At 30.8% G+C, this 15,605-nt stretch carries 15 protein-coding genes (1 of these 15 only partly in view); 1 reads left to right on the top strand and 14 read right to left on the bottom strand.

Annotated elements, in window-relative coordinates:
- The 5 genes from NAMH_RS03540 to NAMH_RS03520 form a co-directional block, all read right to left on the bottom strand.
- Positions 1–1,168 carry the 5' portion of a citrate/2-methylcitrate synthase gene (locus NAMH_RS03540; protein ID WP_015901970.1) on the bottom strand. The gene continues 680 nt to the left of window position 1, outside the view, so the window shows 1,168 of its 1,848 coding nt (coding positions 1–1,168); the start codon lies at positions 1,166–1,168; its stop codon lies beyond the left edge, outside the window.
- Complete coding sequence (locus tag NAMH_RS03535) at positions 1,168–2,502, bottom strand: ATP citrate lyase citrate-binding domain-containing protein (protein WP_012663645.1); 1,335 nt, start codon at positions 2,500–2,502, stop codon at positions 1,168–1,170. The genes NAMH_RS03540 and NAMH_RS03535 overlap by 1 nt, the downstream gene beginning before the upstream one ends.
- 85 nt (positions 2,503–2,587) lie before the next feature.
- The gene (locus NAMH_RS03530) at positions 2,588–3,358 is read right to left on the bottom strand and encodes a hypothetical protein (RefSeq protein WP_420835236.1); all 771 of its coding nucleotides are present in this window, start codon (positions 3,356–3,358) and stop codon (positions 2,588–2,590) included.
- Between the two features lie 380 nt (positions 3,359–3,738).
- Entirely contained in the window at positions 3,739–4,302 is a 564-nt protein-coding gene (locus NAMH_RS03525) for an anthranilate synthase component II (protein ID WP_015902358.1), read from the bottom strand.
- Between the two features lie 28 nt (positions 4,303–4,330).
- Positions 4,331–4,666 carry a winged helix-turn-helix domain-containing protein gene (locus tag NAMH_RS03520; RefSeq protein WP_012663661.1) on the bottom strand — a complete coding sequence of 112 codons (336 nt, stop codon included), beginning with the start codon at positions 4,664–4,666 and terminating at the stop codon, positions 4,331–4,333.
- 60 nt (positions 4,667–4,726) lie between these two features.
- Here NAMH_RS03520 and NAMH_RS03515 point away from each other — a divergent pair, with 60 nt between their 5' ends.
- Positions 4,727–5,623 (top strand): methylenetetrahydrofolate reductase, encoded by an 897-nt coding sequence (locus tag NAMH_RS03515; protein WP_015901803.1) that lies wholly within the window; start codon positions 4,727–4,729, stop codon positions 5,621–5,623.
- Here the strand turns inward: NAMH_RS03515 and NAMH_RS03510 are convergent.
- The 9 genes from NAMH_RS03510 to NAMH_RS03470 all read right to left on the bottom strand — a co-directional run bounded on the left by NAMH_RS03510 (position 5,620) and on the right by NAMH_RS03470 (position 15,485).
- Positions 5,620–6,504 (bottom strand): hypothetical protein, encoded by an 885-nt coding sequence (locus NAMH_RS03510; protein WP_015902537.1) that lies wholly within the window; start codon positions 6,502–6,504, stop codon positions 5,620–5,622. The two genes, NAMH_RS03515 and NAMH_RS03510, sit on opposite strands and share 4 nt — an antisense overlap.
- A gap of 2 nt (positions 6,505–6,506) precedes the next feature.
- Positions 6,507–7,097 (bottom strand): winged helix-turn-helix domain-containing protein, encoded by a 591-nt coding sequence (locus NAMH_RS03505; RefSeq protein WP_015902781.1) that lies wholly within the window; start codon positions 7,095–7,097, stop codon positions 6,507–6,509.
- Entirely contained in the window at positions 7,094–7,684 is a 591-nt protein-coding gene (locus NAMH_RS03500) for a tetratricopeptide repeat protein (RefSeq protein WP_015902302.1), read from the bottom strand. The genes NAMH_RS03505 and NAMH_RS03500 overlap by 4 nt, the downstream gene beginning before the upstream one ends.
- Positions 7,659–9,683: an urea transporter gene (locus NAMH_RS03495; protein ID WP_012663833.1), complete on the bottom strand. Its 2,025-nt coding sequence runs from the start codon at positions 9,681–9,683 to the stop codon at positions 7,659–7,661. The genes NAMH_RS03500 and NAMH_RS03495 overlap by 26 nt, the downstream gene beginning before the upstream one ends.
- Positions 9,684–9,685: 2 nt before the next feature.
- On the bottom strand, positions 9,686–11,020 hold the full coding sequence (locus NAMH_RS03490) for an alanine racemase (protein WP_015901984.1): 1,335 nt from the start codon (positions 11,018–11,020) through the stop codon (positions 9,686–9,688).
- A gap of 14 nt (positions 11,021–11,034) precedes the next feature.
- Entirely contained in the window at positions 11,035–12,045 is a 1,011-nt protein-coding gene (locus NAMH_RS03485) for an ATP-grasp domain-containing protein (protein ID WP_015902519.1), read from the bottom strand.
- The gene (locus NAMH_RS03480) at positions 12,042–12,278 is read right to left on the bottom strand and encodes a PqqD family protein (RefSeq protein WP_015902132.1); all 237 of its coding nucleotides are present in this window, start codon (positions 12,276–12,278) and stop codon (positions 12,042–12,044) included. Before NAMH_RS03480 ends, NAMH_RS03485 begins: the two co-directional genes overlap by 4 nt.
- A gap of 79 nt (positions 12,279–12,357) precedes the next feature.
- Positions 12,358–14,475 carry a TRAP transporter permease gene (locus NAMH_RS03475; protein ID WP_015901949.1) on the bottom strand — a complete coding sequence of 706 codons (2,118 nt, stop codon included), beginning with the start codon at positions 14,473–14,475 and terminating at the stop codon, positions 12,358–12,360.
- Between the two features lie 56 nt (positions 14,476–14,531).
- A complete protein-coding gene (locus NAMH_RS03470; protein WP_015902316.1) occupies positions 14,532–15,485 on the bottom strand; it encodes a TAXI family TRAP transporter solute-binding subunit in 954 nt (317 codons plus the stop codon).
- Between the last annotated feature and the right edge of the window lie 120 nt (positions 15,486–15,605).

Raw genomic sequence — 15,605 nt, 5'->3', positions numbered from 1 at the left:
GTGAAATAACGTCACCAATGCTGTATCCAGTATCAGGAGTAGCAACAGCACTGATAGGAATACCAGCATATACTGCTTCTTCACCTCTATCGTCAGAAATTGTACATACAAAGTTTCTCGGTTTTCTGATTTTACCAGCTGCTAATGCTTTATTATAATCTTCCGGAATTGGAGGAACTGTTGGCTCTTCGATTTCTCCGATTACACCTTCACCTTTTAGTTGTTCATAAACTCCTCTTATTACATCTGGTAATTCGTTGAAGTTAGCAGGTACATGAATACCAGCTTCTTTCATTGCTCTGTTTTTAGCTTCTGCAGTTTCTTCATCAGCGTTTGCGCTTGCACCTGCATGTCCAAATTGTACACCACTTGAGAAATGTTTAGCAATTGTACCAATACACCAACCAATCACAGGTTTAGTGATTTTACCTTCTTTTATTGCTTCAATTACTTTATATTCTTCTCTACCACCTACTTCACCAAGAAGAATCATATATTTAACTTTAGGATTTTTTTCCATTCTAAGCATATGATCAAGGAAAACTGAACCTACGAATCTGTCACCACCGATTGCAACACCTTCAGCAATTCCGTCAGCATTTAGTGCAATAATGTTTGAAAGTTCATTAAATAAACCACCACTTCTTGTTACAAGACCGGCACTTCCAGCTCTGTGAAGTTTTGATTTAACGATGTTTTCTATTGTACCACCAATATTTGCTACTTTAAATGCTCCCGGAGCAATAGCACCAACTGTTGCAGGTCCGATGATAGTAACGCCTTTTTCTCTTGCAGTTTTATTCATTATTCTTGCATTTCTCTCAGGAATACCTTCAGCTGTAATCATAATTACTCTGAACTGATCCATTGCAAGAGCATCCATAGTTACATCATAAGCTGTTCTGAATGATGCAAAGTTTAATAGTACATCAGCATTCGGATGATTTTTCACTGCTTCTTCTGTACTTCTATAAATTGGAATCATTACTTCATCAGTTCCAAAAAAGAATTTTTCGAATTTGTTGCTGCTGGTAGGAGCAACGATTGCCGCTACTGACGGTTTTTCTCTTTGAATAATATAATCATAATCAAGCATTCTTTGGATAGCAGATTTGTTGTTATTCCAAAATATTGCTTGTGTATCCCTTGTAAATAATTCGTTAGCCATTAGTTCGCTCCTTTTTTATCTTCTTCAAGTGCCATTCTTACGATATCAGTAATGTGAGTTTCTGGTCCGTAAACTTCAATAGGAAGTCCAAGTCTTTCAGCTGCCGCTTTAATATCTTTTAAACCTTTTTCGTAGTTTGGTCCACCTCTTCTTACGTAAATTCTTGTTCCAACATCTTTCATTTTATCAGCATATTTTTCAAATGCTTGGATAATACCTGTAAATGTTTTTGCTACGTCTGTAAAGTTTGCAATCGCACCACCAATGATTAAGATTTTATCTCTACCTTTTGGGTCTTTTTCTCTTGTCATTAAATCAAGTACTGTTTCAGTATAGAATCTTGTTTCATCAGTAGTCGGACCACCAGAATATTCTCCATAGTTTGCTAAATCTTCAACTCCACCAGCCATATCAGCAATAGTATCAGCATAAACAACTGAAGCACCACCACCGGCTACAAGTGTCCAGATTCTACCTTTAGGGTTAAGAATTGTAAGTTTAAGTGAAGCACCACTTTTTGCATCTGCTTCTGCAATAGCTTTTTCTTCAGGTGATTTTTCAGGCATTCCGAATGGTGTTGGGAATTCGATATCACCCCATTTGTCTTTCATCATAAATCCGGCAGTATCGTCTAATCTTGCAACAAGGTCAAGTAGATAAACATTGTTTCCTACGATAACTACAGGGTTAATTTCAAGATATGCAAAGTTTAGATCTCTAAAGAATTTGTAGAAATTAATTGCAAAGTTTGCATATACGTCTTTTTTGTCAGCAGGAATGTCTGCAGGGATATTTTCTTTTACAAGTTTTTCGATTTCTTCGTCACTTGCATCGATAGGAATTTTTACTTCAGTAACTTTATCCCAGTTTTCTTCAACTTCCATACCACCATGAGCTGAAAGGTATAATACATCGTTTACTTCATCGAAAGTTGTAGCCGCAATGTAATACTCTTCATCTTCACTATGAGGTGTGAAAGGCTCTACGATAAAGTGAGTCAGCTCACCGCTTTGTCCGCTAAGAAGTGTTACTTTACCGCTTCTTTTTTCATCAATCCATTTAGCCGCATCTTCTAAAGTAACATCTCCAGGTTTGTTAACTTTAAATAAAACTAAGTTGTTTTTACCTCTTTTACCAAACAGCATATCTGGCTTAGCAACTAAAGGTTTTTCATTTAACCACTCATATCCTGGTTCTTTTGCTTTTGCTCTTAACTCATCTCCACTTGTAACAAGAACACTTTCAAACGGATAGTTAAGTCCGCTAAAATATTTATCCCAATTTTGGGCAAAAAGTTTTTTTCCGTCATATTCACGAATCGGTTTTTGAGCCATTAATTCTCCTTGAATTTTTATTTTAGAAATTGTATCATTAATAAGTTAACTTATAACATCATTTTATAAATTGAAAAAAATTTTTTTATAGGGTGTTAAGTTTTGAAACATCAATTTCTAAAAATTTTCTGTTTTTGTGAAAAATTGAAACTTTATTTTCTCTTTTTTTGTATTTTATTTTAAATACATTACCTTTTTTTACACCATAAAACTCTAAAGCTTTTAATAAACGTTTATTATCAGTTGTAATATAATCAATGTTTCTTTTTTTCAATTCGCTAACTAACGGTTTAATAAAATAATAACTGCTACTCAGATTCCTTGCAGGAGTGTACCTATTTAAAAACAATGCCGTATCAAACATCAAAAGAGTAAATAAAAGAAAAACAAACATTATTTTATATGTTTTTCTAAATTGAGGTAATCTAACTCTATATGAATTGAGATAATATTTAACCATGTATACAATATAAATTAATGTATACGGCGCATAATCATCAATTTTAATCCTTTGTCTAAACGATAAAATAATTGAAATAATAAATGTAAAAAAAGCTATAAAAAACACAATATCTCTTTTTTTATCAAAAAAGCCTTTATAGATTGAAAAAAGAAAAAATATAAAAACAAACGGTGAAAAAATCAAAAAATATGTCCCGAAAAGATCTAAAAAATGGCCTTTTGGTTTTCCACCTATATCATAGTTAAAATAGTTCGCGTTTATTGCTAAAAACAGTAAAGAAAGCACCAGAAGCAAATTATCTTTTTTATATATAGAATAAAATATTAATGCAAAATATAAAGATATAAAACTATAATCTAAAAATACTAATATACCAAGCAAAATGTAAGACAATAATTTATTTGTTTTATATAAATACACAAATAATAATGTCAAAAAAATAATATAAACGGATTTATTGATAATTAAAGAAGAAATAATCATTCCCGGAATTAACATAAAAATTAAAAAAGCAAAAAATCTGTCCTTTTCCTTTTTTAAATAAAACTCTGTTATTTTATAAAAAAGCAAAACACTAAAAAAACCTGTAATTATTCCCGGCAATCGTAAGGCTAAATCATTTTTACCAAAAATAGAAAAAGAAAAATTTAAAATATTGCTAAGTAAAGGGAAATGATCTATACTTCTAACATCCACAATCGAAAATGAAAGAAAATTAACTCCATACCATAATAAAAATAAATAAAAAACCGTTGATATAAATAAAACTTTTTTCATAATTTCAGGAAATTATCTATAATATCTTTCCCATATTCACTCATAATAGATTCAGGATGAAACTGTACACCGTATATAGGTTTGTCTTTAACTCTAAGAGACATTATTTCATTATCGTCCAATGAATAAGAAGTAGGAATAATACATTCAGGTAAATTTTTAGGATTCGCTACAAGAGAATGATATCTTGTAACTCTAAATTTATTAGGCAACTCTTTAAAAATATCGTCTTTGATTGTAATCTGAATATCAGATGTTTTTCCATGCATAAGATTTTTTGCTCTAATAATTTCTCCTCCGAAAGCATACGCTATTGATTGGTGTCCTAAACAAACACCCAAAATAGGTTTTTGAATATTTTTAATAACCTCTACACTTACGCCAGCTTCTTTGGGCGTGGAAGGACCAGGAGAAATAATTATTTTTTCAGGATTTAACTTTTTAATCTCTTCTACACTCATTTCGTCATTTCTTATAACTTTTAAATTAGCTCCGAGTTCCAGGCAATATTGGACTATATTGTATGTAAAACTGTCATAATTATCTATCATTAATACCATTAAATGCCTTTTTGTTGTAATTTTATCATTAAATTTCTTTTTTTAAAAACTCTTCTAAATTCAATAAATCATTTCTGAATTTTTCTTCTGCGGATTCAAAAAGATCAATCAGTTTTTTCCCATATTCAGTCACTCTTGTACCTCCTCCACCTTTTCCACCACTCATTTTTTCGACAACTTGATCTTTTGCCAACTTGTTAATAATATCAACAGCATCCCATGCAGCTTTATAACTCATTTTCATCTCTTTAGCCGCTCTTGAAATCGAACCGTATTTATCTATTTTTTTTAATAACTCTATTCTCCCTTTACCCAAAAAACTTTTACCATCTTTTTCAATCCAAAAATTACCCTTAATTTTCATTATATTCCTATTTTTTTGTTTTTATTATATCATTTCGTAATAAATTGGCAAAGGACAAAAATGTTAAAAGAAAAACTAAAAGACAAATATATCACATTAGAAACCACACCTCCAAAATTACCTACAGTTGATTTAATGATAGAAAAAATAGAAAAAAGTGAGGCTTACAAATATATCGACGGATTTTCTACAACTGATTGTCCATTAAGTAAATTAAAATATAATTCAATTATTGCTGCATATAAATTACAAGAAAAATTCAAAAAACCTGTCATTGCCACCATGAGTATGCGAGACAGAAACAAAATAGCGCTTCAAAGTGATTTATTGGGTGCAAATGATTTAGGTGTTACACATATCTTAGCATTGACGGGAGATCCCGCCAATATGTCCGACCAACCTAAAGCCAAAGCTGTTGTAGAAGGAAGTAGCATATTACTTTTAGAAATCATCAGAGCCTTTAATAACGGGATGGATTATGCTGGAAAAGAGTTCAAAATTAAACCCAAGCCAATTACACCTTTTGCCGTTAGTAATTCTTATGCCAAAAATTTTTCTTCAATTGAAAGAAGAATATTTAAAAAAGTTCAAAATTACGCAGTTGGAATTATTACCCAACCAGTATATGATATAAATATTGTAGAAAAACTGTTAGAAATCAAAGAAAAGGTTATTTCAGAATTTAATGATGAAAGAAAAGAAGCTGAAATTATTTTAGGATTTTTCCCGATTACCAAATTAAAAACCGCTCAGTTCCTACATGCGCACGTTCCGGGAATTTATGTACCTGAAGAATGGATTGAAAAACTAATAAAAGCACATAAAATAAGTGAAGATGAAGAATATAAAGTCGGAATGGAACTTAGTCGTAATTTATTCCAACAATTATTAAAAAAACACCCTAAAATACATATAATGACTGCAAATAGATTCGAAATAGTTAAAGAATTTTTTTAAAAATTATGTGTATAATTTATCAAATATGTTGTTGAAGAAGCTTCGTAACCTTTAGTTTCTTCAAACGTATTAATTTCTATTCCACCAGTTATATAATCATTATTTTTTAATTTTTTACTTACACTTAACGAATATGCGGATTTATACTCGTCACCTAAGTTATAAACAACAAAACCATCTTCTGCTACTTTATAAGCACTTTTACCTAAACTTAATTTTAAAGTAGTAGTCCACGGTCCTTTAAAATTTTGAAATTTCACATCAACGTTTACATAATTATCTTTAGGTGCTGCATCAGAGTTACTTAATTTTATAAAATTTATTTTCCCTTGCAAATAAAAAGACCCGATATTTGAATAGTAATTTCCAAAGTTAAATCCATAAGAAGGGGAAATTTGATATACGTTTAAATGCTGATAATCAGAATAGTAAAAATCAACTTTTGTATTAAATTTTAAATATTCATAATAAGTTAGTCCTCCGAATATGACAAAATCATATGTATTGTTGTACTTAGTAGTGGTTGTTGTAGTAGACGGTGTCATCATATTACCCGGAATATATCTTGTAATAGTTTCAGGATTACTTGCAAATATATTATGAATTCCTGCTCTGTAAATATAATTATTATTTTTAAAATAATTTAAAATAATCGTTAAATCTGTTTGTTTATATGTAGGAGAGTTTTTATAATTTAAAGTCATATATTCTGCATCGATTTCAATCTTATACGGTGTTTTAAAATTTGATAAATATAATCCATAAACATTCGCATTATCTTTACTTGTATCTTTACTATAATCGATAAAACTTATATATGGCGTTATGGTTGTCGCACCAATAAAGGAAAAGATTATACTACTTAGCATAATTTTTTTCATTATCACTCCTTAAGTTTATAACCTAAATTTTTTTGATTTTCTATATTAATCCCCAGCTTTCTTAGATGCGATATCAATACTTTTATGGATGCTTCACTTTCAATACTATCACATTCCATTAAAATATCTTCTTTTGAAAGATATGTGTTTTTATTCTTAATTAAAGTTTTAAGCAATTCATTTTCAGCACTACTGAGTTTTACCGGTTTAGAATCAATATATAGTTCATTGGTGTTAAAATTATATAAAATATTATCTTTTTTGTATACGGTTGACTTAGATTTTAATAATTTTTTTTGCAAATATTGAAGCCTTAAAAGCAATTTGTCATATTCATGCATCAAATAACAAAAATCACCCACTTCAAGGGCTTTTTTGTATATATATGTATCACAATAAGCTGTTGTAAAAATAATACTGCTTTTAATATAATCTTTTATATTTACAAATTGCGAAAAAAATTCAAAAGATATAATTAAAACATCATATTTTTTATTTAAAATTTTATCGTAAAAATCATCTTCATCTGTTGCATAAACAACATCAAATTTATCTATTTTTAAATCATAATCAATAAAACAAAGAATCCTCATTTATTTAAATACTCTTTTGCAATTATATTATTCGGATCTAAAATCAGGACATCTTCAAAAATTTTTTTAGCTTTCGTTTTATCACTTACGTAATAAATTTTTCCAAGCTGTACCAAAAAAATTACACTTGTTGGATAAAGACTTAACATTTTGTTAGTTAAACTAAGTGCTGTTTTATATTCTTTTTTTGCAATTAAACACACTATTTCATAATAATTCCCATAATAATTATAATAATCTATTTTTAAAATCACATCTCCGACTTTCAATGCATTGTCATAATCACCAGCCGCTAAATATGTTCTCATAATTCCGAGTTTCGCTTCAATCGAATAAGGAGCAACCAATGACGCTTTTTTATAATGGTCAAGAGCATTTTGATATTTTTTACTCAAATAAAATAGCCATCCAAGCCTCAAATTTAACGTATACCCGTTTGGGTATTTATTATAAACAGGAATTAAGACTTTAATAGCATCTTTATAATCACCCATTTTTTCATAATTATATGATTCATAATAAGCTTTTTTAATATCCAATCCAAATAAAGACAGTGTAATGCTAATTATTAGTATCAGTTTTTTCATAAATTCTCCTTAATTCCATATTATTTTTCAATTTTATTTTATCAAATCCTTTTTCATAAAAAGAAAATCCAACTTCACCAAATTCGGAAACTATATTAAGCATATTCTTTTTATATACACTTTTTTTTGCAAATAATTTAGGATTAAAAGGTAATACGGTTTCAATTATAACTCTTTTAAATAAACCGTATATAAACTGAGGCGGTAAAATGTCTTCATATTCCACTTCCTTATTTACCAAAGGAATTTTTGGAGCAACATTAAATAACCGTTTTAAGACACTATCTTTACCTTCATATTCATAAAAGTAAAAAAGTTTCTCATCAGTATAAAAATATAGTTTATTTTCACCATCAAAAAAATAAAACTCTCCTTTATCGTTCATTTTAACAGAAAATTCAACTGTTCCGATCCTATTTTTATTGTCTAATATTTCATATTTAAATTTATCATCTAAAATAAAAGTCAGTCTTAATTTCATAGATTTATCAACTGTTGTAGATTCAATTGTTTCATCTTTTTTAGGCAAATCATAAAAATATAATTTGTTGTTTTTAATATAATCTATGAATTTAAAAGGCAGCGTTTCACTTCCAAGCACACCGTATTTTTGTACCTGTATGTGAATATGGGGTTGCGGAGAATACCCACTATTTCCACACTTTCCTATAATATCCCCGATTTTTACATAATCCCCGACTTTTACCGTAATTGAGTTTTGCATAAGATGTGATATTTCCACATAATATCCGTAATCACTTTTTATAATAATATAATTCCCCCAGTTATTTGTTCTATCCACATTTCCTATAAAATTATCTTGTAAATCATCCCTTAATGCAATGATATAACCATTAACAGGAGCCGTCACAGGTTTACCAAACGCATAGTAATCTTCGAGAAAAACACCGTCGTTTTCATATGTTTTTCCATTTTTTTTGATTACAAAATCATATGCATATTTCCATTTACCTTTGTGTGTCCACTCATCGTCGAATGCTTGGTACACACACCATTCACCTGTAAAAGGTAAATTGATTTTTATATCGTTTCCTCCAAATCTATAGTAATTACTCAAAAAGGAAATCAAAGATTTTTCAGGTGTTCCTTTAATATTGTAATTGAAATAAACATAACCCATACTATACAAAATCATGATAAACAAAAGTGTAGTAAAATTAAACGGTAAAGTATACACAGGAAGTGCATATATATTAAAAAACACTTCCATTGCATCAATAAGTACAATTGATAAAAACACGGCTAAAACTGCTAAAAAAAAGTTTTTTATGTTCGGTATTAAAAAAACTCCTCCTAAAGCCATTGCAATTAGAATATAATTAAAGTTATAAGGTGAATTTAATGCCTGAGGAAAAGGTACAAAAAACGAATGAAACCATACTCCTAACCAAAAACCTATAAAAGCCAATAAAAATAATATTCTCGAATAAAATAAAATTATTAATACTATAATCAACCCTGCAAACGTATAAGGTAAGAAAAAAATTGTTCCCATAGATTTAAAAAAAGCTTCAAAAGGTAAATGTATATCAAATAATGCTCTGCGATATAAAATATTACTTAAAAGCCCGGTATATTTTAAACTCGCCAAATAAAAAATCATACTTACAAATGCGAAAGGTAACGAAAGTAAAGGCAAAGAGTATTTAATAAATACTTTATTAATACTAAAAGATACTAAAAAAGTTAATATTGACAACATTATAGTCAATAATATCGTTATAAACGTAACATCAAAAAAATATCCGACTCCCATACCAACAAGTAATGAGTTATACAAATAAAAACCGTATTTTAAGTACTCATCCCTTACATTGATAAATTCAGCAAATAATACTGTTGCAATAATTCCTACCAGCCCTAAGAATCCTACACTTGGTAATAAAAAAGAAAGTAAAAATAAAGCAACCCCCGCTTTTACATCTCTTAAAAAAAGTATAGAAATATAAGGTTTAAAAACAAACTTTAACTTATGCAATATTAACCTTTTAGATAATCAGGTATTATTTCTTTTTCTACAATATAATTTAAATCGTCCGCTTCTTTTATAAGATGCGTATTTGAATTTTTATCAATCAGAATAATTCTCGGCCTGTATCTAATAAACTGCATTGACTGTGTTACATTATACGCACCTACAGGCCAAATACTAAGAACACTTCCTCTTTTTAAAGGTGGAAGCATTATGTTTTCTGAAATCACATCAATATTCATACAAAGTGGTCCGTTTATTTGAGACGGTTCATTTAATCCTTCATATCTTTTGTCTAATGCAATTTCAAAATTGTACCAGAATGCCGTATATAAAAGATTTACACCTGCATCAACAATATAACTTTTTTTACCGTCAGGCATTCTTTTAGCTGCAAACACCGTTGTTAGTAGAAATCCGGCTTCGTCAATTAAAGCCCTTCCCGTTTCAAGATAAAGTTTCGGAAGTTTTCCTTTATTAGTTTCAAAAATAGCATTTGTAATAGCTTCTGCATACTCATCAGCACTCGGTACTATAACTTCAGGTGCCTGATAAACTCCTTTTAGTCTGTTTTTGGAAGCAAATCCTCCGCCAACATCGATATATTCAATTTCATAACCAAAATCTTTCTCAATTTTATTTTTAAGTTCTATTAATTTTTTCGTTTCGTTAGCATATGCATTTGCACTAAGCATAAATGTTCCGATATGTGAATGAAGACCTGTAAGATATAATTTTTTACCTTCATATATTCTTTTAACGGCATCATACGCTTCACCGTTATCAATATTAAATCCGAATCTACTCCATTGAGGATACACTCCCGTATCCATATTACATCTGATTGCTACAGGAATCTCAATACCAAGCTCTTCTGCAATTTCTTCAAGGTCATTAATCTCATACCAGTGGTCAATGTGAATTTTAGCGCCTTCCTCTACAGCTTTTTTAAGAGCATCTTTTGGTTTATAAGGTCCATTGAATATGATGTTTTTACCTTCTATTCCAAGTCTTCTTGCTTTTTCGTATTCAAATTCACTTACAACTTCAGCTTTACTTCCTAATTTATGATATATTTTACAAATCGCATCCAAATAATTTGTCTTATAACTCCACCAAAATTCCACCTCCGGATATCTACTTGTAAACGCATTTTTAAATTCATGATATTTCTCTTCAATAATTCTCTCACTGAAAACAAAAAGAGGTGAACCGTATTTATTTACTAAATCATGTACACTAACTCCGTCTATTTCACTTCTTACTTTTTGTGTCTTAAGAGGACTACCGTATTTGCTTGCCATTGCGAAATCAACTCTGTTTATTGTAGGTTTTTCATACATATTCACTCCTTAATTTATATCTCTTTTTTTGAAATAAGAGCTGAAAATTTATTAAAATCAGCCATTGTTTCTTCTACATATCTAACATACATTTTTTCAACAGGATAATCAAAATTTTCACTAACTTTTTTACCGTTTACTAAATCAATCATAATTTTTGGTATATTAATTCCAAGCATTGTCGCAAAATAAACCCATGCAGGAAATCTTGGATTTATTTCTATCAAATAAATATCTTTTCCATTACTCATTGCTTCAAATTCAAATGCACCTCTCCATCCCACATTTTCCACAAATTTTTTACTTGCATTAAAAAGCGCATCGTTTTTTATGCTTATCGCACTCCAAACCTTACCAAGCTCGGTAGTAGTAAGTTTTTTTATTCCAACACCGGCAATAAGTTTTTCACCGTTACCTATACCAACAAAATTTATTTCATTACCTTCAATAACTTCTTGCACAAGTAAAGGAAAACCCCATTCATTTGAAATTTTGTAATAAAATTCAATTGCTTCATCAAGATTATAAGCTTTATATGCTTTATAATAATTTCCTTTTACCATAACCGGAAAACCGAGTTCTTTAGTTGCTTTAATCAAATCATCAAGTGAAACAACTTCTATGGTTTTTGGATGTTTGACGCCAAGTTTTTTACTAAATTCAGGCAGTTTACTTTTATCCCTCATTTCAAAACATTCAAGGCTTGGCAAATATGTTTTAATTCCGAGTTTTTCAATTTCTTTTTGATATTTTATATATAAAGGAAGTTCCGCATCTAAATTCGGAATAGCCATATCAATATTTGATTTGTGTTTTATATCGGTGATTCTTTTTTTAAACTCTTCATATCCTAAACTCGGATACGGCATAAGATACACTTTCTCAAATACTCCTTGATAAATACCAGGTTCATTCGGATCGTAACTCAGTCCTATTAATGAATGCTCGTCCATTAAACTCTTTGCAACAGGTATACCCGGAGCCGGATTATCGGTATTGTTAAGACCGCTAATTGCTATTTTCATTGAATAAGTCCGTAAACTTTAAGTTTTTGAAAAAAATCTTCCACATCAATATATACATCTCTCCAATTGGCTCCGGTTTCATCGGTTATAATTTTCACTATTTCATCTTTTGTTTTTCCTTGTTTAAGTAAATCAATAATTTCTCTTGCCGTTTTATTAAGCTGATAAGAAGTACCTAATGAAGGAATAAACGCCATATTGTTTTCATCAATAATCATTTCATTTAAAAGCATCTGCTGCTCCTTAATAATTTTTATAATAATAGTATAACAAAGTTAATAAAATGTAAACGAGGAGAAAAAAAGAAGAAAATTAATTTTTTTGAGCTTTTTGCCAGAAATAAATCAATGCCCAAATAGCAAAGCCTATTGCATACGATACATATTCGTTAGGCAGTTTTAAATATTCCACCATCAAATTCGGTAACATAAATAAAGGAACCGCCGCCAAGAAAAGCAGTCTTTGAATGATATTCGTATGTTTAATAAAATACCCTTGTGTTGCAGAAGAGAAACTAAACATTCCAAGCATAGCAGTTACAAATATAAGTGCAATTTTAAAAGGATCGCTTATAAAAGTAAACTCATTATAATCCCATTCGTTTACACCGCTTATTAATAGCATTTCCATATTGAAAAAGAACATAAAAGGTAAGATAGCCGTTCTAATATCATACGCAAATCCCTGAAGCCCCGTTTTAATTGGATCAGATTTTGCAATACCCGCTGCAGCATAAGCCGCAATACCTACTGGAGGTGTATCATCCGCTAAGATACCGAAATAAAACACAAACAGATGCGCAGCAATCGCCGGAATTAAAAATCCGTTATCTTGTGCAAGTTGAAGCATAACAGGTGCAGTTAAAGAAGCCACAACGATATAGTTAGCCGTTGTAGGAAGCCCCATTCCGAGTATTAATGATATAAACGCTGTTAATAGCAATACTATTAAAATATTTCCGTTTGAAAGTGTATCAATCACATCAAGTAGCACCTGTCCTATTCCCGTAAGTGTAATACTTCCTACAACTATACCCGCAAGAGCTGTTGCTAACGCAATAGGAACCATATTTCTCGCACCCATTACCATACCATGGAAAATATCTATAAACCCTTGTATAAAATCTTCTTTTATCAGTTTTCTTTTAGCAATAAAAAGTGCGTAAAAAGGATACTGTATAACCATAATAACCATAAGTAGCCAAATCGCGCTAAACGCCGCCATCTGTGCAGACTGTCTAAGTACAATCAGTACATACATTAAATAAATTACAGGAATCAAATAATGAAGTCCACTGATAAACGTCTTAAGTTTCGGAGGCAGGTTTTTAGGATCTTCGCCTTTGAGTCCGAGTTTTTTACTCTCAAGATGTACGATATATAAAAGTCCCAAATAACTAACTATTGCAGGAATTGCTGCAGCTATAATAACATCGGTATATGCAAGACCTAAAAATTCTGCAATAATAAATGCAGCCGCACCCATTACAGGAGGCATTAACTGTCCGTTTGTTGAAGCCGCAACTTCAACAGCAGCCGCTTTTTCCGCAGGAAATCCAGCTTTTTTCATAAGAGGAATTGTAAACACACCTGTAGTTACAACGTTTGCTGTTGAACTTCCGCTTATGATACCTGTTAGTCCACTTGCAACTACACTCGCTTTTGCGGGACCACCAGAATATTTACCAAGCATGGCGTAAGCAAGTTTTATAAAATACTCCCCTGCTCCAGCTCTTTCAAGAAGTGCTCCAAAAAGTACAAATAAGAATACAAACCCAGCCGAAACTCCTAAAGGTACACCGTAAATACCTTCAGTCGTCAGATACATCTGAGCCATAATCTTCTCAATAGAAGCCCCTTTATGGGAAATAAGTTCAGGAAGATACTGTCCGAATTTATCATAAAGTAAAAACACGATTGCCACAATACTAAGGGCAATTCCGATTACCCTTCTTCCGGCTTCAAGAAGAATAATCATAAACACCACACCGATTGCAATATCTCTAAAGAGATAATCTCCTGGACGGTTTGAAAGTCCAACATAATCTATTGCAATATATGCAGCACCAAGACCACCTACAATAGCAAGTATCCAGTCCCACCACTGTATATTTTTAAGAAATTTAGGTTTTTTGGCAACAGGATATATTAAAAACGCAAGCACAATTGCAAATGCCAGGTGTATACTTCTTACAATTGTAGAGTTAACCGGAAAATAACTTACATAAAGCTGGTAAATCGACCAGCTGAATGCAATAAGAGCTATTAACCAATATAGAGGTCCGCTTTTAAAATTTCTCTGCCCTTCTAACTCGGTTAATATCTCTTCTTCTAAATTTTTATCCACTTTGCCTTCAATGGCTTCTTTCTCAATTTCATCAATTTCTTTTTCAAGATCGATATTATTTTCAAGAGTCTCTGTTTTCGACATTGTTCTCCTTTATTCTAATTGTTTTTTTAATAAAAATCCCAAAAAGGGAAGAAGAATTATAGAAGTCCTGCTTCTTTGAATGCTTTAACAGCACCTGGATGCATAATTTTATGATCAAACCCTTTTAGAAGGTCTTTTTTTGTTAAGTTTTTATATGCAGGGTGCATTTTTTTGAATTTATCGAAGTTATCAAGAATTGCTTTTGTTAGGTAATAAACAGTTTTATTATCCATTTTGTCGCTTGTTACTAAAATAGCTTTAACACCATAAGTTTTTGTATCGTGATTTACACCTTTATACATACCTGCAGGAATTACTCCCCAAGCATAGTAAGGTTTTTCTGCAACAAGTTTTTGAGCAGCCGGAACGTTCCCTAATGAAATTAAATCAATTTCAGTAGAGTTTGCAGCATCTTTAATGTTTGCAGTCGGATGTCCAACCATATAGAAGTATCCATCGATTTTTTTATCTTTAAGAGCGTTTGGACATTCAGCCGCTTTTAACTGTTCAACTTTTAAATCTTTAAGATTAATTTTTTTGCACGCACCGAAAAGTGTTTTAACAGCAGCTTCGTTACCGCTTCCAGGGTTTCCGATATTGATTCTGTGACCTTTTAGATCAAAGAAGTTTTTAATTCCGCTGTCTTTTCTTACTACCAGTGTAAGAAGTTCAGGGTGAATTGACATTACAACTCTTTCACCTTTGAAAGGCTTTCCTTTAAATTTACCTTCACCGTTATATGCCTGATAAACTACGTCTGATTGAGCGATACCGAAATCAAGCTCACCTTTTTTAATTGCGTTAATGTTATATACACTACCGCCTGTACTCTCAACAGTACATTTTACACCTGTAGTTTTTTTCATTTTATTCATAATTCTACAGATTGCCCCACCAGTCGGATAATAAACACCAGTTACCCCACCGGTACCGATTGTTATATATTGATACGCTAATGCGCTTGTCGCAAGTACTGCCGCACTTACCATTCCTGCTAAGAATTTCTTCATTTAAGCTCCTTTTATTTTAATTTTTTTCCAAAATCTATTTATTATACCAAAAATTACGCTAATTTTAAGCTTATATTAAGAAATTATTAAAAGTTATGGGAGAAAAAAGAAAAAGTTATG

Origin of the sequence: Nautilia profundicola AmH (assembly GCF_000021725.1) — a bacterium.
Taxonomy (GTDB): domain Bacteria; phylum Campylobacterota; class Campylobacteria; order Campylobacterales; family Nautiliaceae; genus Nautilia; species Nautilia profundicola.
This window is presented reverse-complemented; position numbering and strand designations above follow the sequence as displayed.